This is a genomic window from Marinomonas colpomeniae, from assembly GCF_014803385.1.
GTDB classification, from domain to species: domain Bacteria; phylum Pseudomonadota; class Gammaproteobacteria; order Pseudomonadales; family Marinomonadaceae; genus Marinomonas; species Marinomonas colpomeniae.
This window is the reverse complement of the sequence record NZ_JACYFC010000004.1, coordinates 144,621-167,903: the sequence shown is the minus strand read 5'-3', so window position 1 is coordinate 167,903 and position 23,283 is coordinate 144,621. Positions and strand designations below refer to the sequence as shown.

The following is a 23,283-nucleotide window of genomic DNA, read 5'->3' as shown; positions in this document are numbered from 1 at the left end:
TGTTTACTCATCAACCTTCATGTGAGAGCTCATGATCACTTGATGGATAGGATATAGAACGTCTGCACCAAGAATTTTCGAACGTTCAGGCGACCACCCTACTAATTCGTCTGGTAAGTTTTTATTATCCTTAAATGGCATCTCTAAAGTAAAAGAAAGACATTTATAGGTTTCACCAACCCATTTGGTCGCTACAGTCAAATTTGCTTCGCCAAACTGATCTGGCGTATAGCCAATCTCTGTTTGGAAATCAGGACTTACGGCAAGAAATACGTCCTTAAATAGAGTTTCCATCGCCTTCATACGGTCATCAAACGAAGGAACACCTTGGCAACCATCAACAAAATTAACAGGCAAAGCTTCATCACCATGAATATCAAGGAACATATCTACACCCGTCTCAGCCATTTTCTTTTGTACGGCCAATACTTCAGGGCTAAATTCTTGCGTCGGGTTCTTCCATTCACGATTCAAATTCACGCCCTTGGAGTTCACACGTAAGTTTCCATGTACAGCACCATCAGGGTTCATATTAGGAACAATGTAAAAACGACAGTGCTTAAGTAATGAACGGGCAATGGGATGAGATTCATCGAACAATCGTTCAAGTAAACCTTCGATAAACCATTCAGCCATGGTTTCACCTGGATGCTGGCGTGCAATAATCCAGATGTTTTTTGCAAGACCTTGGGTTTTACTCACTTCTAATAGCGTAATATCACGACCTTCTGCCGTTTCACCTAAGTGATCAGTAATACAATCATCGTTGCTTGCCGCCCAAGACATCATATCTAAATGACGCTCATGGCTGTACGGTGCAAAGTATGCGTAATAAACACTGTCTTGTTCTGGCTGATGCGTAATTACCAGTTTCCCGCCTACATATTCGGTTGGTACACGAAACCAATACTCGCGGTCATAAGACGCTACTGCTTCGTAATCAACCCAACCGTCAGGATAAGCAGCATCACTTGCGTTCTCAAAATGAATCACGCACTGTTCACCCATTCCGCCTTGTAAACGAAAATAAAACCACTGGAGGAATTTAGAGTTTGTATCTTTAGGGATTTTTACTCTAATATTGTCCGGCTCCGAGGCATTTATAACGGAGATATTACCGCCATCAAACGCACTACTGATCTTGATTCGGCTGGTCATTTATTCTTCCTTAACAATCAAACATTGGTTCTAAATTATGGCAAGTTTACCTATATTCATGACGGCTGTCGCCAACTCTTCCGACGAGCCAGCTTTCCCATTAACCTTTACATGGTCAACACACGAAGCTCAAGTGAAAGAAGTCCTCGTTATTCCTGATGACGAATGGCTAGAAAATCACAATATCGAGTCTAATATTCATGACCTAGACGAACAACAACTCTATGAATTTGGCTTTGAGGCCAGTGATATATTAGCAGAATGGATAAATGAATTTGATACCGATACCATTTATGGATTAGAACCAGACATTCTTAATCCGTTAATTGAAGCGACGTATGAAATTAAGGGATTAGAGCCAAGTTTTGGCGTTCAAAGTATTCATTCTTGGTTTGAAGAGCGTGATGTCAATTTAGATGACGCTATCGCCCAACAAGGAAACAACACGCCACTACACCTACTAGCACCAGATGAACTTATTCTTCAACTGCTGCAAATCGCGGTAGAACACGAACTCATTAACCCGAATGACATTCCAGCGATAGAAGAATAATTATCCACGCTTACCAATCAGACATAAAAATTGGTAAGCGTAAATAAGCAAACTATTTACATGAGAGTAACAGGTTAAATCACCATACCTCTTACAGGTCGATCATTTTTAATATTAAACACCATACCGCTTAATAACTCAGCAAGATCAGGACGTGCCGCTGGGCTATTTGAAATAGAGACGATTTGCAAACCCCCATCAGGACGGATACAAAAAACAGCAGGTTCAGCAAAACGACCGTCGGCTTCACTTTCATTGATTGGATCACTAATATAAAGACCCAATTTACGCATTTCGCTTTCAGGAAGCTCGCACGCTACAGGGAATGTCCAACCGAACTCAGCAACATCGGCTTCCGCTTTTTCTCTCGAATCCGCAGAAACAACCATGATATCCAAACCGGCATCCACCCACTCAGATTGCATTTGCTCTAACGTGTTTAAATATTTTTTACAACGAGGACAATGCTTTCCTCGATAAACAACAACTAACTGCCACTTTCCAGAAGCCGCTCCAATGTCGAGTGTCGTCCCCTCTTCTACAGAAACAGCTGAGAATGGAGGGAAAATTGCACCGGCATCTATTTTTTGACTCTTCATCTAAAACGCTCCTCATAGTGTGTATCAAAATAACCCAGCCAGTCTTTCAAATTAAAATAACAAAGTCATCTAAACAGACTAGCTTACTCATTTATTACTTTGTTGAACGGCGCTTTTTCAGAGAGGAGCAATAATAGAGAGTGCATTACAAATCCAACATTCTCTTTTTCAAACGCGCTAAGCCAACCTCGCTTGTGCGTACCGTAAGCTTCACATGATCAAATTCATATTCTTCTTTGGTCACACTCATGCTATTGCGAATTTCACCGACAATACCGTTCGCGGTATAAGGGATAACGATCTCCTCTTGAAGCATTCCTTCTTCGGAAATACCAACAATATACTTATGCAGTTTAGCGATATCTTTAGGGTCGCGAGCGGAGGTTAGCATGGCATCTGGAAACTCGACCATTAGCTCAGCTTGTTGTTCCACACTGAGTTGATCTGACTTGTTTAATACCAATAATTTTTTACTGCCCTCAACACCCACTTCTTCTAATACTTCGTGTACCACATCAAGCTGTTTACGGAATGAAGGATCAGAGGCGTCAACCACATACAACAATAACGATGCATCGTGTGCTTCGGCTAGTGTTGAATGAAACGAGGCAACTAAGTCATGTGGTAGTTTTTTAATAAAACCAACGGTATCAGACACTAATATTCTTGGGTGCGTGATTGGGAACAAAGCACGAACGGTTGTATCCAGTGTAGCAAACAGTTTATTTTCGCCTTCTACATCACTGCCCGTAATGGCACGCATCATCGACGACTTACCTGCATTGGTATAACCAACCAAGGCAACACAAAAATTCTCAGAACGTTGTGTACGACGGCCTTTCATTTCTTCTTGAACACTAACCAGTTGGCGCTTTAATTCGGCTAACTGATCTCGTACATTACGGCGGTTTAGCTCTAGTGTGGTTTCACCAGCGCCTTTACCCATTTGGTGTTCTCTATCACCAGTAGACGTTTCACGTAATCTTGGCGCTACGTAATTAAGACGGGCAATTTCAACTTGTAACTTAGCCGTTTTGGTACGCGCATGACGGCTGAATATCTCGATAATCACGCCGGTGCGGTCAAATACTTCTACACCTAATTGGTTCTCAACATTACGCAATTGAGAAGGACTTAAGTCACAATCAAATACCACTATGTCTGCACACGCTAATGGCAAGTTATCCGACGGTACACTGGCCATATCTAAGTCATAGTCTAAGCCATAATCTAAGTCGTCATCCAACTCATCTTCACCGTCTTCTTCTGCTTCAATAACACCTTGATTACCCGTAAGTTGAGCTATTTCGGCCAGTTTACCCAAGCCTAATACATTCACCCTTCTCGTTGAGCTCTGGTTTTGAGATTGAGTGCCGACGACTTTAAAGCCTAATGTGGTCACCAAACGCGCAAGCTCTGCAAGTGACTCTGCGGCTTCTTTCCCTCTCAATTCGGGGGTACAAACAGAAATAAGTAACGCGTTATTAAGTGATGGTTTTGCTGTTAGCTGCATAAAAGAGTTTGATTCATGCACTGTCTATTCGCATTGTAGAAAATAAAGAGTGCAAGCCTAATGTTTAATGTGGGTAGACGGTAAGTTTACGCGGTTATAGAGGAATAAGCATTAGACTTAAAAATTACAGTGAAACAATGGCGAGAAGGAATCATACAATGTACAAAAACACGGTGTGAAGCATCAATTATACTGACATAAATTTGTGGAAATTCCTCAGGGTAAGGGGCAGAGTTAAATTAAATCATCCAAGTAAACTTACAAACCTCCTAATCTATTGAAAACGTTGTTACCTTAGGGAGCCTGCCCTAGTAAGTTGACCTAATCTTTTAGACACAACCACATCATTGAAAAGAGTTTAGCGGTGAGTAACAATTGGCTAAAATGTCGAGCGAAGCGGAACCGAGCCAACTGTTACGAATCCGGCTTAATGGCGTTGTTAGCTGCACTTTCTGGTTGGTAGTTCTGCTTCCAGTGACTACCTAAAGACAACATCACAATATGTAAAACTAACCACCAAAGAAAAACAGGTGCAATTCCATAAAAGTAACCTGCCGGCATATACCCATGGGACATTTGGTTTCTTAAGTCTCCATATATCTTATCTATTAAAATTGCTTGAAGATTGCCGACAATATCCTGTCCCAAAACTTCAATAATAGCTGGATGCTCTAATAAAAACTTAAGGCCACTTCTTTCTTGGGAACCATCACCGTGCAATGTTGTTGGTTCCTCACCTTGACTTCTCGCCACGTACCTAAGTGAATTTTCAATCTGTGGAATAAGAATATGGCACGCGCTGAGGAAGTCCCCTTCAAGGCCGAAAGTAATACCCTTTATATAAAAGTACTCATGCCCATAAGGGATGAATGGATTGTTTTTTAAAATTGACTCTAGAGCATACTCAGAAACATGATGTTGAATCATTAGTTCATTAAGAGCTGGTCGTATCTGCCCTTGGACAGCTAATTGATGATCAATTCCAATATTTTTCATCATCGTTGACCATGTAACAGAGCCATCTTGATTATCATTAAGCCCCATACCTGCAGGAACTGTAGCAACTGTAATACCGTCGTGATCTATATGCGTTCCACCAAACATCCATGCAAAACTACTTTGCATCTGTTCGATTGCTTGTTCTTTCAGCCTATTAATATCTGTAGGTCTTGAAACCAAAACTCCAAGCCTAAAAAGCATATCGAAAAAATCTTTGCCTTGAACTTGAATTTTTGCTTGATGAGCAATTTCGCTAATGTCTTGTGCTGGCGTTGAAAACTCATGAAGTTGATGTAGAGATTCAATTTGGTGGTCTCTCATTGTCTCATATAACTCAAGTCTTTCTTGCTTAGTATTAGGGACTTTAGACAATGCATCTATTGCTTTAAGTAAGCATCCGGCAGCTATCAACCCACCATCTTGAGATTCAGAATCTTTAACGTGGCAAGCAGCTATTTCTCTCCAGATTTCTTGCTGTTTAGTTTTATTTCGAGTTGAGTTTGCAGAGTGCAACGCGCACTCCCACCCATTAATCGCAGTTCTAGTATCACCTATTTCAAAACGAGCTTTAGCGATCTCCTCTGCTGTATCAAGAATCCATTCATCGTCCCCAACACCACATTCATGGGATAACTTCAATAAACGCAATGCATAAAAAGGTGGTTCATCTAACTTTTTATTATTTATCTCAGATGTAATAAAGTCTGCTAAGTTCCTGAACAAGTCAGGACGCTGAGAGTCTCTCCTGAACATACAACTCAACCTTAATGCACGTTCGATTCGCTCTGCTGGGTAAACCCATGTATCACCTCCAGCCAATAATTTTTTTGCTGATTCAAGATATGCCTCTATTGCTATATATGCATGCTCAACACTTCCAACTTTTGTGACCCAAGAAATATCGGCCAATCGTGCTTGTAACTCAGGAATTGTTACAGACGAGCAGAATTGAGAAAGAGCGTTCAAAGATTTTTTAGAAAAATCATTAGCAATAAAACCTCTACGGTCTTGCATTATAAATTTAGGTGAAAATGGAGCTTTCGGATTTTCAGGCTTTAGGTGCATCGAGCAAGTGGCAGATAGTAACTTTGCGGCATTAGAGTCTTTAATATTCCCAAAAGCCGATTCTAATTCATAATACACGGGGCGTTTACATGCACTGAGTATTTTATCTTGATCTAGCGATTGCAATTCCTCTAGAGTTACTTCAACTTCCTGGATAGACACATAACCTCCGTGTGCAGATTGCAGCTAACGAGGCTGTAGAATTAAACACTTTCAGCCTATTTATTTAATGTAAAACCACAATATTTCACATCCAACTAAGATTCAATAGATCATTCTATTTTCAACACAACCATTAACGAAGTCTAATCTGATTGACGATATCATAAGCTGCTCATCTACCTTACTCTTAAGGCCAGCTTTACAATAATCAAGAAATAACCTAGCCCTCCACTTGAAAAAATGGGAGGGAACTGCTGACCACAATAATTAATTTTCGATTCAATCCTGATTGAACGACATTAAGGTTTTGACGTGACCGTGTTTCTCGATATTCGATCAATTATAAGAACATCTAAATATATTACATCAAATATAGACTAGGAAATGCTTGCCGTATCCATAAGCAATGAGACGTTAAAGATCTAAAAGCGAATTTTTGTCTTCTTATAAAGACAAGTTTTGAGCGCTAGCAAAAAACTACCCGCTCAGCAGAGCGGAAAAATACTTATAAATACAAAGTATTTGAACGGAGCTCAAACAAATCAAAAAACTACAACCGTAGCCCAATCGGTAAACTCTCCCCGACTAACGCATTAAGTTCATCATTACTGATTTCACTGTTACTTTCTAAACGCTCTAACCATTGCGCTGGGCATTTGTCTTTTTTGAGTTTGTTCGCGACTTTTTTGCGGTAGCCATTTAGCTCAACCGATTCACCGACACTCAACTGGCTCATTAAAACAGCGGCAAGTCCTGCCATTTTACGTTTTTTCCAATCTTCTTTTAACACTGTGTCTAATAACGGAAAAAGAGTCTTTTCTTCAACACGCTGACTCTGCTCACCAGATAAAAGATGACGAGAAGCAATACGACCAATTGCCCACCAAGCCGTGTCTGGCTCGGAGGTTTTCTTGAGTCGTTTAACCAACCAATCAATTGTTGTCACCTTATCGTCACTTGATACACCTTCTAGCGCGCCAACAAGGCGAATAAGGTCATCACTAGACTTGGTGGTTAGTGCTTTTAGTTTCTCCCGTGAACGCTGCCCTATTGGGGAATAGTATTGATTGAACTGTTTCAAAACGTTCTGTTGTTGATCAATAGACAAGCCACCCGCAATACGACGATATAATGTCCAATATTGACCCCAAACAGGCGCTGAATCGAATTGAGTGCCTGATTGAGTCACATTGATGACTTGCTGTACACGATTTAAATCATCCGATTCACCATATCCAGGTCGTAAGCAATAGCCCATTAATTGTAGCCATTGACGTTCATGCTGAGCACTTTTAACTCGACCCGATTTTAAGCTTAATAGTTTGTCTACTAGACGACGAGACGTGACGAGGTTCCAATCATCTCGGTTGCCTAATAACTGGTCTAACTCTTGTTTAAGGGACTTAACTAGATCAGGGTGCGTTTTCTGTCCAACGCTAGAAAAACAGTGAACAAGCAACTCTTCTGCTTGGCCCATGTTTGCGTGGAAAACGCTATTGTCAGCATCGAATCCTGAGCTTTCTTTTTTTGATGTGGTCGAGAAGTTTAAGCGCCATTGACCTTTTGAGCTACTGGCTGCTGAATCATAGACAACTGAATCACTGGCTTTTAATTCTACTTCTAGCACACCGACTTCTGTCATTTTAGCGGATAACACCACAGATGTTTCTTTTGCGTCTATTGCGCCGTCTAATTCAGTCGTTAATGTCGATATATAATGCAAGCCGTCTTGACTGCGCTCTTTACCCACAATGCACTCTATGTGGTCATCAGAACGATACAAAGGAAACTGTACTTGCTGGCCAAGGGTGACAAAGAGTTCTTGCGTGACCTTAATCGTTTCACCTTTCAACGTACTTTTAGGCAAAATACCAACGAACTGATCTTCGCCTACTTGAAGATACAAGCTGTGTGCAACGCCACTTTCAATGCGAGCACCATCACCCGCTAAAGCGTTTAAATACATCACAGCGCCTTTGGCAACCGCTTCATTTGGTTCATCCGCTGAGCACACTAATATTGGCTCGTCTGCCCATTGATTTAATTGCTCTAGCAATCGATTTTTTAAAACATCACTGTTAAATAAACCACCGTTAAAAAGCACGGCATCAGGCATAGTCGAACCTGTAGCCTCTAAAATTTCCGCTTGGTGTTGATTTAAAAAAGCCGCTAAATGTCGAGTAAAAGCAGGATCTGACTCATAAGGTAACCCTAAGGTATGCATTGCATAATGGTTACCTTGCACTTCTTCATTGGCTGACACTAACGGGAAGAAACCGCTGTGTATTTGTTCTAACAATACGTCTTTTGATACGTTAAATTTTTGCGAACCGCCAATCAACTTACTGCCGCCGCCCAGTACGGTAATACTTAATGATTCTGGCGCGTCGTCGCTTAATAAAGTTTCTTTCGCTTGGCGTGTTTGCTGAACTAAAGCCGCTAAGCGTGTCGCAGATAAGGCAGAGATCTTTTTCGGATCAAGTTGAAACGCTAACGCTTGATCAAGGTTATCGCCACCCAGCAACAAATGCTCACCAACGGCAATTCGTTTTAATGAAAGTGAGGAAGCTTGATCTGCCGTTTCTAAATGTCGAATAGCAACCAAACTAAAATCACTTGTACCGCCACCAATATCGACAACCAATAACATTTTCTTGTTTGCTATAGCAGACAGTTTTTCATCGTCATTAATATAGTGATAACAAGCTGCTTGGGGTTCTTCAAGAAGGTATAAATTCGTTAAACCGGCAAGCTTTGCTGCTTCCAACGTGAGTGCTCTCGCCTCTTCATCGAAAGACGCAGGTAAGGTTAGTGCGATAGATTGTTGATCTAAAAAAGCATCAGGAAACTGATGATTCCAGCTTTGTTTAATGTGGTCTAACAAAAAGCGACTGGCTTCGAGCGGGCTGAGCTTTTTAGTAAACTCACTGGCCCAAGGTAAAATCGCTGAACGACGATCAACTTTACGATGGCTCAACCAACTTTTTGCACTTTGCACCAACTGCCCAGCACGACGTTGACCTAACGCCAAAGCCCCCACACCAACAATGTGCGTTTTATCATGCTGACGCCAAGGTAAGGTTGGATTAAGCTTATCAAGCTCATCGTTTGCCAAGAGGTAAATCGCGCTAGGAAGGTACGTAAATTCTTGTACCGAACCATCTTCCATGACTTGAGGTATGGGTAAAATTTGTGGCGTCGATGAAAATGATTCCGCCGCGTGATTAATCGAAAGATAGGAAACAACACAGTTTGTTGTCCCCAAATCAATACCAACGCGAAAAGCAGGTTGAGCCATGGGTTAAGCCTCTCTAACTTGAAACTCGATCGTCCAGCTTAAGTCGGATTGTGTATCATGAGCTTGCAGTAACAATAAGCCCAATTCAGTGACACGCGCGGTTAAGTATATTCGTACCATTTCACCAACAGGGTAATGACCTGCATCTAAGCAAATCGATAAGGGGTTTAACTCGCTCAATTGCCCTAAAGAAAAAGAAGATATAGTTTTACCAACCGCTTCTATTTCATTATTTTTAGATTGAAAGAAACGAAATGTTACATTCTCACCAACAACAAGCGCAAATTCGTTAGGCAACATTTGTTCATCTGCCCCTTCTTCCAAACCAAAAGACGCAACACAAATAGCATCCACTGGCGGAACCATACCTGGAATAGCAGGCATTGGGCTCGCGACACCAATATAGTAATTAGCCGCTAAACCACTCTTAACTTTTACACCGCCTTGCGCTTGAACTTGGGCGTAATAGGTCGCGCCTTTTGCGACAGCGTAATCCAAATGGGATGGCGTCAACATGGTGACATCCGCACCATTTAATAGATTACCAAGACGTTCTTCCAACGTAGAACGTATTAAAGAGGCGTTAAAAACACCACCATTCAATAACACTTTGGTTGGTTTGATATTATGCAGTGCTAGGAACTCACTAATATGACGAGTAATCGCTGGGTCACTTTCATAATCTAAATTAATTTTGCTCAAGCCACTGCGCACGGCATTCTGAGCTCGCTCACCTAACTGAACTTCTGGAAAAAAGCCATCGATCAATAGTTGCTGAACATCTTTTTGAGTCAAGGTCGCTTTAATGCTTTTATTAAACAAGCTACGTCCACGACTTGGTACGACGACGGTCGCTTCCGATAGATCAGGGTTCGATAATAATCGTTCTTTCGCTTCGCGACTGGCTTGCGTCAATCCAGAAATTTGCCAAGGTTCTAAACTTGTTCCTTTCTGCGCCAGTTGACCGGCCAAATGGTAAGTCAACGTCATGTCCATGTTGTCGCCACCGAGCAAAATGTGACGGCCTACCGCCACTCGCTCTAGACTTAAAGAGCCTTCTTTCTCGACCGTTTGAATTAATGATAAATCGGTCGTGCCACCACCAACATCCACCACTAATATATGTTCATTAACCTCAAGGCTATCCGTCCATGTGGATTGATCGCTTAACCACGCATAAAAAGCCGCGAGTGGTTCTTCGATTAAACGCGTTTTCAATCCGACTTTTTCAGCCGCTTTCTCTGTAATAGCACGCGCAGCAGGATCAAATGAAGCCGGTACCGTGATGACAACATTCTGTTCTGATATAGGTGTATTTGGAAACTGATTAGACCAAGCATTGACTAAATGCAATAGCAGCATTTCTATGATGATGGCGGGAGACACTTTTTGCACTTCATCCAAAGCATCTACCGGTAATATAGTTTCATCCACATTCACTCGTGAATGACACAGCCAACTTTTAGCACTTTGTACTAAACGCCCAGAAGACTTGGTCCCTAATTCTCTAGCCAATTGACCAACAATGGAAGTTACTTTTCCCCAAGGAAGCTGAAGATCACTTTCTAAAAATTCAGTTCCGTGTGGAAAATACACAAAAGAAGGCAGCAGAGGTAAAGAATCTACTCGCCCTGCGGCGGTAAGTTGTGGAATTGTTAACGCTTGTAAATTCAGCGAATCATCTGCCGACGCCGAATAGTAGACAGCAGAATGGGTGGTACCTAGGTCGATACCAATAAAATAATCACCCATGTTTTATACCTCGACTTCAGCTGGCGCTAAAATAGTTAGGTTGTCTGTATTCGTTACTTTAGGCAGTCTAGTGTCGACCACTTTCCAACCAGGGTGAATCAAGGTACCTGAATAAGGACCTAAGCCTTCAACACGACCTTCAAGCTTGATTTGCTTAACATCGTAATCGGAAGGCACTTCAATTCGACTGCTTTCAGACGCTGTATTAACCACCTCAATAGTGAAATGTTGTTTTAATACTTTTGCGCAACCTACGTGGATTTGACGCGCCGCCGCGCCAACGTCTTCATCCGTGTAGTCATCTATGCTTTCTTGTAGAAAATCAATGAAACGCGCTTCCTGCTGCAACAGTTGTAATAATTGATGAGCGCCATCTATATTGACAGTGTCTAATGTCGGTGCAGCCACTTCAATTTCACGAATAACGTCAATTGTTTCCGTAATTACAGTAGGTTCAGCTTCACTAGCAAGTAGATCACCAGAAGCAACTCGCTGGCAACGAGCGGCGTAATCGCCGCTCCCCATGTATTTAAAAAATTGACCAAAAGCACCAAAGAATCTAGGCACAAAGGAAACTGTTTTAATTTTTTGCGTCATAATTTATCCGTTTTTCATTTCTTCAAGCTCAAGCCAACGCTCCATTGTCTTTTCGAGCTCTTCTTCTTTATGGGATACTTTTGCCAACGTTTTTTGCACTTGATCTGCATCACCAGTATAGAAATCTGCTGAACTTGTTGTCGCATGAAGCGAAGCAATTTCACTTTCTAATTTTGCAATCGCTTCTGGCATATTTTCAAATTCACGTTGCAGCTTGTAGCTTAATTTCGCTTTTGGTTTAGCGACGACAACCGCTGCGGCTTCTTTTTCCGCTTTGGCTTTTTCTTTTTTCGTTGGTTCAGCGTTTGTTTGGGACGTTGATTCCGTCGGGAACTTACCACCCTGACGAATCCAATCTTGATAACCACCAACGTATTCTTTCACTTTTCCTTCGCCTTCAAACGCGATAACGCTTGTTACGACGTTGTCCAAGAAAGAACGGTCATGACTTACCAACAGCAAAGTGCCGTCGTAGTTCATCAAAAGCTCTTCAAGAAGCTCTAGCGTTTCTACATCTAAGTCGTTTGTAGGCTCATCCATTATCAATAGGTTGGCTGGCTTGGTGAAAAGTTTTGCCAATAAAACACGGTTTCGCTCACCACCAGACAAGGCTTTGATTGGTGTGCGAGCACGCTCAGGTGGGAACAAGAAATCACCTAAATAACCAATAACATGCTTATTTTGGCCATTAATTTCAATGACATCTTTACCTTCACCTACGTTTTCAGCGACTGTTTGTTCTGGGTCTAGTTGTTCACGTAACTGATCAAAGTACGCGACATTAAGCTTAGTCCCTTGGCGAACCGTGCCTTCTGACGGTTCAAGATCACCTAAAAGAATTTTTAATAACGTACTTTTACCACAGCCGTTTGGACCAACAAGTCCAATTCGATCACCGCGGTTAACAACCAAATCCATAGGCTGCAAGATAACTTTATCTTCGAATGAATGACCCACTTGTGAGAATTCAGCAACCAATTTCCCTGACTTCTCTTTCGTTTCAATCGCCATTTTTGCATTACCTTGACGACCAATACGTTCAGAACGCTCAACACGCAAGGCTTCTAATGCACGAACACGACCTTCATTACGGGTACGACGGGCTTTAATGCCTTGGCGAATCCACACTTCTTCTTCTGCTAGACGCTTATCAAACAATGCATTCGCACGCCCTTCTTCTTCTAACAGCTTTTCTTTGAAAACAAGAAATTCGTGAATAGAGCCACTGAAAGAAATCAGATTACCACGATCGACTTCTATGATGCGATTGGCTAGTTTTTCTAGAAAACGACGGTCATGGGTAATAAATAAGATTAAGCCACGGAATTGCTGAAGTTGTTGTTCCATCCATTCGATTGTCGGAACGTCCAAATGGTTAGTTGGCTCATCAAGTAACAAAACGTCAGGGTTAGAAATTAACGCTTGCGCTAAAATAACACGACGACGCCAACCACCAGACAGTTCAGACATGAGTTTATCAGCAGGCAAAGCGAGACGTTGAATCATGTGATTCACACGTTGCTCTAAATCCCAACCTTGAATCTGATCCAATTTAGTTTGAATGTCACCTAACTCATCTGAATGGTCGTTTTCAAAGTCTTCTAAAAGTTTGAAGTAACGTGTCATTAATGAGTGTGCTTCGCCAGCGCCTTCACTGACAACGTCACGAACCGTTTTACCATTCGCTTCTGGCAGCTCTTGAGGCAACTGAGCAATCTTCATTCCGCCTTCAAGACGTACCATGCCTTCGTCTGGGACTTGTTCACCAGAAATGATTTTTAACAAGGTCGATTTACCTGCGCCATTACGACCGATAATCGCAACACGTTCGCCTGCTTCCGCTGCAAAACTGATTTTTGAAAGCAATGGATTATGACCAAAAGCAACACTAATTTGTTCTAACGATAATAGACTCATATCTATCCATATAAATGTAAAAATTTTGTGGGCATATAGTATCACCCTTCTATATGAAGGTTCAGTAAATAGAAGCCATTAGAGGTGAAAACGAAGAGTATTTTATTTTAAATAAACACTTAGCCTTATTCTTCATTAAAAAAAGCCATCCTTAACTCACAATGTTTCTTGCACATTTCAAAGAAAAAACCTTTCTTTGTCATTCTTTGGGAATATACTTAGAGCCATATAAATACAATTTATCTAGCTTGTGGAGTGTTAAATGGAGTTGAAAAGCAAGGTCGGTCCAATTATTGCTATTGTTGTCATAATCATAGCAGTAGCTTGGATGTATTTGGGTGGAAGTGGCATTACCGTTAGCCCAGTAGCAACCGACCAAATAGAAACAAACCCTAAAGTAAATGACACTTCTTCACCAACAACAGAAAGTGCTTTTATTCATTCAGTACAAGCCGCTACATTAACCGCTCAAATAATAGAAACACACTTACCATTGAGCGGAAAAACGCTCGCCAATGAAACATTACTACTTACTAATAGCTATCAAGGTCGCATTACTAAACTTGCTACTGAAAAAGGCCAGTTTGTTAAAAAAGGCAGTTCTATTCTACAAATAGATACTCGAACATTAAAAACTCAAATAGAACAAGCTAGGCTTTTAGTAAAACAAAGAACACTTGAATTAGATGGCATTAAAAAACTTGTCGCTGATAATTTTTCTTCGAAAGTCAGTTTGGCTAAAGCAGAAACAGAACTTGCAGCAGCAAAAGCAGCTGAACGCACACTGTTGGTTGATTTAGAAAATGCCAACTTAACAGCCCCCTTCTCTGGCATAGTAAACACTCTAGATGTACAACAAGGGCAAGTATTAGCGAATGGAGCCTCAATCGGCACATTAGTATCGCTTAACCCGATAAAAATTAGCGTAAACATTCCACAAAACAAAGTAGAAAAAATCAAACTGGGTATTTTAGGTGATATTCGCCTTGAATCAGGCTACGAGGCTGAAGGCGTAGTTTCTTATATAAGCACAACAGCCAATGAATCAAGTCGAACCATTACGGTCGAAATTCAAGTAGAAAATCCAGACAATAAAATCCCTGCAGGTTTAACGGCTGCTGTGAACTTTATTCTAGATGATCAAAAAGCCCATGCATTCTCTCCAGCCCTACTGACACTTGATGATTCTGGCCGAACTGCAATTAAAGTCATCGACATTGATAATAAAGTTGTTATTACGCCTGTTGACATTGTGAAATCAGAACGCGATAAAGTTTGGGTCAGTGGTCTCCCTGATAATGTAAACATTATTACTGTCGGACAAGGCTTTGTGTCCGATGGTGACAAAGTCGAAGCTCATTATCAAAACTAAGGGAATCCAGCATGCAAACATTAATTGATGCGGCCTTAGCTCGCTCACGAACGGTAATGATGTTTTTTGTCCTAATACTTCTTATGGGCATAGTGTCTTACATTGAAATTGCCAAAGAAAGCGATCCAGACATAACCATTCCAATGGCTTATGTCTCGGTTTCTTTAGAGGGCATATCTCCTGAAGACGCCGACAGCTTATTAGTTCACCCTTTAGAAAAAGAACTTAAAGGGCTAGAAGGATTAAAAGAACTAAAATCCACAGCCTCTGAAGGTCATGCCTCTATCATTATTGAGTTTGAATCTGGCGTAGACATAGACCAAGCAATTATTGATGCAAAAGATAAAGTCGATCGTGCAAAAAGTGAATTACCTGATGACGCTGATGAACCAACAGTCACAGAGATAAACTTATCTACCTTTCCTGTTTTACGTGTGAATTTATCTGGTAATGTCGATTTTGCGACATTAAGTAGAACAGCAAAAAACCTTCAAGATTCTATTGAAGCGGTTGATGGTGTTTTAGAAGCAAAAATTAGTGGTGATCGTGATCAACAAGCTCAGATCATTATTCGCCCAGAGCAACTTGAGTCCTACAACCTTTCTCTTGCCGACGTGGCTAATTTCGTGTCTGGAAACAATCGCCTAGTTGCTGCCGGAAATCTAGATACTGGCGCAGGCCGCTTCTCATTGAAAGTGCCTGGTTTACTCAAAACGAAAGAAGATATTCTTAATCTACCCATTAAAGCAGATGGCGACCAAGTTGTTCTTTTAGGTGACATAGCGACTGGTGAACTTACTTTTGAAGACGCTAGCAGCTACGCACGGGTAGAAGGTAAGCGCAGTATTACTCTCGCGGTATCAAAGCGTGTTGGTGCGAATATCATAGAAACAATAGAAACCGTAAAAGCAGTAGTCGAAGAAGAAAGTAAGCAGTGGCAAAACGGCGTCTCGTACAACCTAACAGGTGACAAATCTTCTGATATAGAAACCTCCTTAAATGACTTGTTCAATAATGTGCTAGCGGCAACGTTATTGGTCATGATCGTAATTGTATGGGCTCTTGGTGCACGCAGTGCCTTACTTGTTGGTTTAGCTATTCCCGGTGCATTCTTGTCAGGAATTTTAATCCTTGATCTACAAGGCTACACGATCAATATGGTGGTCTTGTTCGCCCTAATACTCAGTGTTGGAATGCTAGTTGATGGCGCCATCGTTGTTACCGAATATGCAGACCGAAAACTAGCAGAAGGCGCATCTAAGCGAGAAGCTTACAGTGAAGCCGCAAAACGTATGGCATGGCCCATTACAGCCTCTACTGCAACAACTCTTGCTGTTTTTATGCCTCTACTTTTTTGGCCCGATATTGTCGGGGAATTTATGCGCTATATGCCCATTACGATTATCGCCACGCTGTCTTCTTCGTTAGTCATGGCCTTAATTGTCTTGCCGACCATTGGCTCTATGATTGGCAAAAAAGGCGCGTATAGTGAAAAAACAATGCACGCTTTACGCATAACGGAAAGCGGCAATTTAAGAGAGCTAACTGGACCAACTGGCTTTTATGGCAGAATGTTAACACGTCTAGTTGAGTCCCCTATTTTGGTTCTTTTGTTCACTATAATCTTGCTCATTAGTGTTTTTATGAGCTATGGAAAGTTCGGTAAAGGCGTAGAATTTTTCCCCAATATTGAACCAGAGTCTGCCAATTTAGATATACGTGCCCGTGGCGATTTATCCCTGGATGAAAAAGACTCTTTGGTTAAACAAGTTGAACTTCAATTAATCGGCACACCTGAACTTAAGAGTATTGTTACCTCCTCTTATGCAACGCCTGGCAACAACGCTGCACCAGATAGTATCGGCTCCATTTCAATGGAATTCACTGATTGGTATAAACGTGAACCAGCCAGTGTCATTTTGGATAGAATCAGAGAGAAAACAAAACAAATTCCTGGTATTGAAGTTAGCGCTGAAAAGGAACAAGGTGGCCCACAATCTGGCGCAGACATTCAATTACAGCTAACGTCTAGTTACACTGAGGCACTCAATATTGCCGCAGATGAAATAAGCAGAAGACTACTTGAAAGAGAAGAAATAATTACGGTCAGCGATGGTAGATCTCTACCCGGTATTGAGTGGCGTATTGATATAAATCGTGCCGAAGCAAGCCGTTATGGTGTCGATGTAAACAGTCTTGGCAATGTGATTAAATTGATTACCACTGGCATTACTTTAAGTGACTTCTTGCCCGAAGGCGCAGATGACAAAATCGATATTGTGTTGCGCTATCCAGTTAATCAACGCAGTTTAGACCAACTAGACCAGTTACAAATTCCGACGAATCAAGGAAGTATCCCAGCCAGTAATTTCATACATCGTTACGCAGCGCCCAAACAAGGCACAATCAATAGAACTGATGGTAAAAAATCCATTCAAATTGATGCAGATGTAAAAGACGGTCTAGTGGTTGATGAAGTCATTAAAGGTATAAAAAATCAACTTGATGCGACAAACATAGATAAATCTGTTAGTTATGAATTCCGTGGTAATACAGAAGAACAACAAAAATCCATGATATTTTTGGTTAAGGCCTTTGGTGTGGCTTTCTTTATTATGGCGATTATTCTAGTTACTCAATTCAATAACTTCTTCCAGTGTTTATTAATTTTAAGCGCTGTAATTTTTTCTACTATGGGCGTACTTATTGGTCTAATGATGAAAGGGCAACCTTTTGGTATCGTCATGAGTGGTGTCGGAGTTATTGCTCTAGCTGGGATTGTTGTTAATAACAATATCGTTTTAATCGATACTTTTAACGGATTACGTAAACAAGGCATGAAGGTTCGAGAAGCGGCGATTAGAACTGGTGTTCAACGCCTTAGACCTGTGATGTTGACGACTATTACAACAATTCTTGGCTTAATGCCTATGGTCTTCCAGCTAAATATCGACCTAATGCATCAATCACTAAGTATTGGCGCACCATCTGCCCAGTGGTGGACGCAACTGTCGACAGCGATTGCTGGCGGCCTAACCTTTGCAACTCCGCTAACTTTAATTCTTACCCCTTGCTTGCTTGTTTTGGGCTATCGCAGAAAAGAAAGAAAAGAACTTGAAGCACTTCAACAAGAAATGACGCCACAGGATGCTATCAAAGATAATGTATCTGAAGACAGTGCATTTGAAAATAACGCATTTGAAGACAATCAGGTCGATGTTAAAACGCCAAAAAGTGAAAGCGACTAAAATAGAACATCACATAATAAAAAGCGGGCTTAGAATACAAATCTAAGCCCGCTTTTTTCTTTCTGTTTTCAGTACCGCTACTTAATAACGAAAAGACTACATCGGATGCATCATATCGCTGGCCTGAACGTCTTCTAATGCTGATTTATTCATATCATTACGTGAGCCTTCAAGACTCGCTAAATAACCTTTGTCGATGTTCCCTGTAATATAAACACCATTAAACACAGAGGTATCAAATTCACGAACATCTGAGTGCTTTTCATCAATACAAGCATCGATAAGATCGTCTAAATCTTGGAAGATAAGTTTATCTGCACCAATCAATTCACAAATTTCATCAACATTCCGGTTATAAGCAATTAACTCATGTGCTGCAGGCATATCAATACCATACACATTTGGATGACGTACTTCTGGTGCAGCTGAAGCAATATATACTTTCTTAGCACCCGCCTCTCTTGCCATATCGATAATTTCTTTACTCGTTGTACCGCGCACAATCGAATCATCCACCAAGAGTACTGTTTTATCTTTAAATTCAAACGGTACTGGGTTTAGTTTCTGACGAACCGACTTTTTACGAATTTCCTGACCAGGCATAATAAAAGTACGACCGATATAACGGTTTTTTACTAAGCCTTCTCGGAAAGGTATGTTTAACGCTTGTGCGATTTGTAATGCAGACGTTCGGCTAGTGTCAGGTATTGGAATCACTACATCAATATCATGATCCTTCCATTCACGCTGAATCTTAGCAGCCAATTTATCACCCATATTAATGCGCGCTTTATAAACTGAAATGCTATCAATAACGGTATCTGGACGTGCAAAATAAACATATTCGAACAAACAAGGACGCGCCGCTTTTTTCGGCGTACATTGACGAACATGAACTTTACGGTTCACATCAAAAAAGATGGCTTCGCCAGGTAAAATATCCCGTTCAACTTTAAAACCAGCGGCATCCAAAGCAACACTCTCAGAGGCTACCATGTATTCGACACCTGTATCAGTTTCGCGAGATCCGTAAATTAACGGACGAATACCATCAGGATCACGAAACGCTAAAATACCGTAACCAGTAATTAATGCGACGACTGCATAGCCGCCTTCAATACGCTTATAAACACGCTCTAGCGCATTAAAAATATCTTCTGGCGTAGGAACAAACTTCCCTTCTTGATGAAGTTCGTGTGCCAATACATTCACCAAAACTTCAGAGTCAGATGTTGTATTAACATGACGTAAATCAGATTCAAATACTTCACGCTTTAATTTGGCAGTATTGGTTAAATTACCATTGTGTGCCAGAGAGATGCCATAAGGAGAATTAACGTAGAATGGCTGAGCTTCGGCTGAACTGGATGTTCCAGCAGTCGGGTAGCGAACATGTCCTATTCCTATGTTGCCCTGTAGTTTTTTCATATGACGAGTACGAAAAACCTCACTCACCGGACCATTGTCTTTGCGTAAAAATAAACGTCCATTATGGCTTGTGACCATACCCGCAGCATCTTGTCCACGATGCTGAAGAAGTGTTAATGCATCAAAAATTGACTGATTAACGACCGACGTGCCTACGACACCAACGATACCACACATGCTATAGATCCTCGTGTTGGGGAATTACGGTAAACACCGTAAACATTCTTTATCTATTTTGGCGCTGTTCTATTTAAGAAACAGCACCTAATTACCAAGAACACGGTCAATGAGAGTCGCATCCATAAGATCCGAGCTCTTGCCTAACATTTCACGTGTCCATTCATTCAACTGACTCAATTGAGGAATTAGTTGAGATGTTTTCCAAAAATCTGTTTTTTCTATTGCTGGGCTAAGACTCAATAATGAAACAAAAGCCACAACAATCAAACTACCTCGAGCAAAACCAAAGAGCATGCCTAATACTCTATCGGTACTCGATAAGCCTGTTACTTGTATTAAGGAACCTAGCAAAAAACTCACTAACGCCCCTACTACTAATGAAGCAATAAACAAAGAAACAAACGCAACAATGTATCGAATCTGATCATTTTGAACTTGTTCAATTAGCAACACTTGCATTTGATCTGAAAATTTCACGGCAACAACAAAGGCAATAACCCACGTTAACAGAGATAAAATTTCCTTCACAAAACCTCTTTTCAAACTAAGAAGTGTAGAAAGAATTACCACAGCGATAATAAGCCAATCTATTGTCGACATTGAGCTTGCTTGTTCCATGTATACCTCTAAAAAAACGCTGCGGAGTTTAGCAGATCACTAACTCATTCAAAATACCGCTTTACAAAAGCTGGTCTAATTAACTGAAAATTTAGTAACAAAGCCTGCTAATTTAAATTTACTTTTAATTTCGTCTCGCACTTTTTCAGAAGTATCTCGTTTAAATTCTGGACCAACATACACCTTATATAGTGAGTTCGTTGTAATACTATAAGCGTCATATTTTGCCGCTTTTAATTTATCTACTAGACGAGTGGCGTTGTCTTTACTCTTAAAAGTCGCAATTTGCACAACCCAACGCTCTGTCGTTTTTGCAGGCGCTTTGGCCTCAACTGTTTTTTTAGGAGCAGATACCGTAGGGGTAGGTAATGTCACTTTAGAAACCACTGAGTTTGGCTCAACATCTTTCGCGGCTTTAGGTGTTGGAATTAAAGTTATATCTTGTGCTGACTTTTCTGTTGAAGCAACAGGTAAGCTTTTCACCGGCTGTACTGGTGCTATTTTAATAACAGGGAAAGCAGGCGGTTCGCTAACTTGAACTTGAATATCCAGTTCTGGAGGGCGCTCACCATCTAAAATCAAAGGCAATATAACAGCCGCTGAAAGCACCATTATGCCAGCGCCGATAAGTCTAAAAGTTATGGTTCTATCTATCATAAATCACTCTTTCGATTGACTAAATGTCAAATATTCCGAGACAGTTACAAAGGACCCAAACACTATCACTGAACGCTGATCTGCTTTCGCTTTGGATAAAGCCGCGTCATAGGCTTGATTGACAGAATGGAATGTATGAACATGAGAAGAAAGGTCATTAGACAAAAGGTTCGGTAGACATCTTACAATCTCAGCAGAAAGATCCTCAGCCTTCGCCCCTCTTGGACCATCTAAATCGCAACAAAACCAATCAGAAAAACTATTCGCCAAATGACTCACGACACTAGCAATATCCTTGTCCTTCAACATACCGCATACCGCAATAGGAGGACGAACAAGTTGTTTTATTCTTTGCGAAAGCTCAATAGCCGCTTCTGGATTATGCGCAACATCAATATATATATCTGGAGTAGAAGCTACTTTTTGAAAGCGCCCAGTTAATTGCGCCGTTTTAAATAATCTAACTAAATCTTCTTGCTTAGGGGCCATTCCCATATAGGTTAACACGGCAATAATAGTTGCTGCGTTTTGCAAAGGAAGCGAAGGAGTAGGCAAGTTATTATACTCAACACCTGCACCAGACCATGACCAAAGGCCCTCGTCAGATACAAAGTTAAAGTCAGTTCCCTTCTGTCGTAAATGCGCTCCAATCTCTAATGCTGTAGCAGCAATAGAGTCTGGTGGATTAACCACACCACTAATTAATAATTTATCTTTCCTAGCGATTCCGGCTTTTTCTTGTGCAATAACATCAATATTGTCACCTAACCAATCAATATGATCCAAAGAAATAGAAGTAATAACCGCTACATCGGTATCGATCATATTCACTGAATCTAAACGCCCACCTAAACCAACTTCTAGTATCCAGTAATCTAGATCAGACTGATCAAAAATCCATAAGGCAGCAAGCGTACTAAATTCAAAATAGGTTAATGCTATATTTCCCCGTGCTGCTTCAATTGCATCAAAAGCACGACAAATCATCTCATCATCACAAGGAGAATCGTTTAAGGCTATTCGTTCATTGAAGACAAGAAAGTGAGGAGAAGTATAAGTACCAACTGAATGATGTTGTGCACAAAGATACTGAGTTAGCATGGCGCAGGTAGAACCTTTGCCATTTGTACCCGAAACGGTAATCACTTTATTTCTTGGTCGAGATAGACCCAACCTAGCTAATACTTCATTCCCTCTGTCTAAACCTAACTCTATTTCAGAGGGATGCTGGCTCTCAATGTATGAAAGCCAGCTAGCTAATGACGTCTGCGTCATTTAATTAAGCAACCTTATTGGTAAGCAAAGATAAGATATTAAATAAGCGATCACACATTTCTTCACGCTTAATAATCATATCTAACGCGCCTTTGTTCAATAAAAACTCACTACGCTGAAAACCTTCAGGTAGTTTTTCACGAACTGTTTGCTCAATAACCCGAGGGCCAGCAAAACCGATTAAGGCATTTGGCTCTGCAACATTTAAGTCACCTAACATTGCTAAAGAAGCCGATACGCCACCAAACACAGGGTCAGTCATAACTGAAATATATGGTATACCTTCTTGTTTCATTCGCTCCAAGCCTGCACTGGTTTTCGCCATTTGCATTAAAGAGATAAGCGCCTCTTGCATACGAGCGCCACCACTGGCAGAGAAACAAACAAGTGGAATACGTTTTTCCAAGCAAACATTAACAGCTTGAATAAAGCGTTCACCAACAATAGCGCCCATAGAACCGCCCATGAAACTGAACTCAAAAGCAACGGTCACAACAGGCATACCGTTTAAAGTACCTTCCATTGCAACTAAAGCGTCTTTTTCACCTGTTTTCTTTTGTGCATCAACAATACGGTCTTTATAACGCTTTGAGTCTTTGAATTTCAATTTATCTTCAGGCTCAAGATGCGCACCGATTTCGTGACGATTTTCTTTATCTAAGAAAATATCCAAGCGACGACGAGCACCTACACGTAAATGGTGCTCACATTTTGGACAAACATCTAAGTTTTTTTCCAATTCTGGGCGGTACAAAACGTTTTCACATTTAGGACATTTTTTCCAAAGACCTTCAGGTACAGTACCTGCTGTACCACGCTTAGATTCACTTCGAACAATCGAAGGGACAAATTTATCTAGCCAGCTACTCATTTAATTCTCCACATTTCTAAT

General features: G+C 41.0%; 16 protein-coding genes. 3 read left to right on the top strand and 13 right to left on the bottom strand.

Annotated elements, in window-relative coordinates:
- Positions 1-3 precede the first annotated feature (3 nt).
- Positions 4-1,158 (bottom strand): M14 family metallopeptidase, encoded by a 1,155-nt coding sequence (locus IF202_RS12825; RefSeq protein ID WP_191595318.1) that lies wholly within the window; start codon positions 1,156-1,158, stop codon positions 4-6.
- 37 nt (positions 1,159-1,195) lie between these two features.
- Between IF202_RS12825 and IF202_RS12820 the strand changes: the two genes are divergently transcribed.
- Positions 1,196-1,711, top strand: a complete 516-nt coding sequence (locus IF202_RS12820) for a hypothetical protein (RefSeq protein ID WP_191595317.1) — start codon at positions 1,196-1,198, stop codon at positions 1,709-1,711.
- Positions 1,712-1,785: 74 nt separating this feature from the next.
- Here the strand turns inward: IF202_RS12820 and IF202_RS12815 are convergent, their stop codons facing one another.
- The 7 genes from IF202_RS12815 to IF202_RS12785 form a co-directional block, all read right to left on the bottom strand.
- Entirely contained in the window at positions 1,786-2,310 is a 525-nt protein-coding gene (locus IF202_RS12815; RefSeq protein WP_191595316.1) for a redoxin domain-containing protein, read from the bottom strand.
- Positions 2,311-2,455: 145 nt separating this feature from the next.
- Complete coding sequence (gene hflX, locus IF202_RS12810) at positions 2,456-3,844, bottom strand: GTPase HflX (RefSeq protein WP_328797226.1); 1,389 nt, start codon at positions 3,842-3,844, stop codon at positions 2,456-2,458.
- Positions 3,845-4,237: 393 nt separating this feature from the next.
- A complete protein-coding gene (locus tag IF202_RS17735; RefSeq protein ID WP_191595315.1) occupies positions 4,238-6,049 on the bottom strand; it encodes a DUF4209 domain-containing protein in 1,812 nt (603 codons plus the stop codon).
- Positions 6,050-6,599: 550 nt separating this feature from the next.
- Positions 6,600-9,347, bottom strand: coding sequence for a hsp70 family protein (locus tag IF202_RS12800; RefSeq protein ID WP_191595314.1), 2,748 nt, complete (start codon positions 9,345-9,347; stop codon positions 6,600-6,602).
- A gap of 3 nt (positions 9,348-9,350) precedes the next feature.
- Positions 9,351-11,099 carry an Hsp70 family protein gene (locus tag IF202_RS12795; RefSeq protein ID WP_191595313.1) on the bottom strand — a complete coding sequence of 583 codons (1,749 nt, stop codon included), beginning with the start codon at positions 11,097-11,099 and terminating at the stop codon, positions 9,351-9,353.
- A 3-nt stretch (positions 11,100-11,102) separates the two neighbouring features.
- Entirely contained in the window at positions 11,103-11,696 is a 594-nt protein-coding gene (locus tag IF202_RS12790; protein WP_191595312.1) for a DUF2760 domain-containing protein, read from the bottom strand.
- A gap of 3 nt (positions 11,697-11,699) precedes the next feature.
- A complete protein-coding gene (locus IF202_RS12785; protein ID WP_191595311.1) occupies positions 11,700-13,613 on the bottom strand; it encodes an ATP-binding cassette domain-containing protein in 1,914 nt (637 codons plus the stop codon).
- A gap of 262 nt (positions 13,614-13,875) precedes the next feature.
- Between IF202_RS12785 and IF202_RS12780 the strand changes: the two genes are divergently transcribed.
- Complete coding sequence (locus IF202_RS12780) at positions 13,876-14,985, top strand: efflux RND transporter periplasmic adaptor subunit (protein WP_191595310.1); 1,110 nt, start codon at positions 13,876-13,878, stop codon at positions 14,983-14,985.
- Between the two features lie 11 nt (positions 14,986-14,996).
- The gene (locus IF202_RS12775) at positions 14,997-18,233 is read left to right on the top strand and encodes an efflux RND transporter permease subunit (RefSeq protein WP_235963513.1); all 3,237 of its coding nucleotides are present in this window, start codon (positions 14,997-14,999) and stop codon (positions 18,231-18,233) included.
- 96 nt (positions 18,234-18,329) lie between these two features.
- Here the strand turns inward: IF202_RS12775 and purF are convergent, their stop codons facing one another.
- The 5 genes from purF to accD all read right to left on the bottom strand — a co-directional run bounded on the left by purF (position 18,330) and on the right by accD (position 23,262).
- A complete protein-coding gene (purF, locus tag IF202_RS12770) occupies positions 18,330-19,838 on the bottom strand; it encodes an amidophosphoribosyltransferase (protein WP_191595309.1) in 1,509 nt (502 codons plus the stop codon).
- Positions 19,839-19,925: 87 nt separating this feature from the next.
- Positions 19,926-20,459 carry a CvpA family protein gene (locus IF202_RS12765; protein WP_191595308.1) on the bottom strand — a complete coding sequence of 178 codons (534 nt, stop codon included), beginning with the start codon at positions 20,457-20,459 and terminating at the stop codon, positions 19,926-19,928.
- Positions 20,460-20,534: 75 nt separating this feature from the next.
- Positions 20,535-21,116: an SPOR domain-containing protein gene (locus tag IF202_RS12760; RefSeq protein WP_235963511.1), complete on the bottom strand. Its 582-nt coding sequence runs from the start codon at positions 21,114-21,116 to the stop codon at positions 20,535-20,537.
- A gap of 3 nt (positions 21,117-21,119) precedes the next feature.
- On the bottom strand, positions 21,120-22,391 hold the full coding sequence (folC, locus tag IF202_RS12755) for a bifunctional tetrahydrofolate synthase/dihydrofolate synthase (protein ID WP_191595307.1): 1,272 nt from the start codon (positions 22,389-22,391) through the stop codon (positions 21,120-21,122).
- A 4-nt stretch (positions 22,392-22,395) separates the two neighbouring features.
- Complete coding sequence (accD, locus tag IF202_RS12750; RefSeq protein WP_191595306.1) at positions 22,396-23,262, bottom strand: acetyl-CoA carboxylase, carboxyltransferase subunit beta; 867 nt, start codon at positions 23,260-23,262, stop codon at positions 22,396-22,398.
- Positions 23,263-23,283 lie beyond the last annotated feature (21 nt).

Bases quoted from the DNA above. Each gene is read 5' to 3' on its own strand.
- IF202_RS12795 (WP_191595313.1), bottom strand. From the start codon at position 11,099: ATGGGTGATTATTTTATTGGTATCGACCTAGGTACCACCCATTCTGCT.
- IF202_RS12800 (WP_191595314.1), bottom strand. From the start codon at position 9,347: ATGGCTCAACCTGCTTTTCGCGTTGGTATTGATTTGGGGACAACAAAC.
- IF202_RS12765 (WP_191595308.1), bottom strand. From the start codon at position 20,459: ATGGAACAAGCAAGCTCAATGTCGACAATAGATTGGCTTATTATCGCT.
- IF202_RS12760 (WP_235963511.1), bottom strand. From the start codon at position 21,116: ATGATAGATAGAACCATAACTTTTAGACTTATCGGCGCTGGCATAATG.
- IF202_RS12825 (WP_191595318.1), bottom strand. From the start codon at position 1,158: ATGACCAGCCGAATCAAGATCAGTAGTGCGTTTGATGGCGGTAATATC.
- IF202_RS12820 (WP_191595317.1), top strand. From the start codon at position 1,196: ATGGCAAGTTTACCTATATTCATGACGGCTGTCGCCAACTCTTCCGAC.
- IF202_RS12775 (WP_235963513.1), top strand. From the start codon at position 14,997: ATGCAAACATTAATTGATGCGGCCTTAGCTCGCTCACGAACGGTAATG.
- IF202_RS12815 (WP_191595316.1), bottom strand. From the start codon at position 2,310: ATGAAGAGTCAAAAAATAGATGCCGGTGCAATTTTCCCTCCATTCTCA.
- purF (WP_191595309.1), bottom strand. From the start codon at position 19,838: ATGTGTGGTATCGTTGGTGTCGTAGGCACGTCGGTCGTTAATCAGTCA.
- IF202_RS12780 (WP_191595310.1), top strand. From the start codon at position 13,876: ATGGAGTTGAAAAGCAAGGTCGGTCCAATTATTGCTATTGTTGTCATA.
- accD (WP_191595306.1), bottom strand. From the start codon at position 23,262: ATGAGTAGCTGGCTAGATAAATTTGTCCCTTCGATTGTTCGAAGTGAA.
- IF202_RS12790 (WP_191595312.1), bottom strand. From the start codon at position 11,696: ATGACGCAAAAAATTAAAACAGTTTCCTTTGTGCCTAGATTCTTTGGT.
- IF202_RS12785 (WP_191595311.1), bottom strand. From the start codon at position 13,613: ATGAGTCTATTATCGTTAGAACAAATTAGTGTTGCTTTTGGTCATAAT.
- folC (WP_191595307.1), bottom strand. From the start codon at position 22,391: ATGACGCAGACGTCATTAGCTAGCTGGCTTTCATACATTGAGAGCCAG.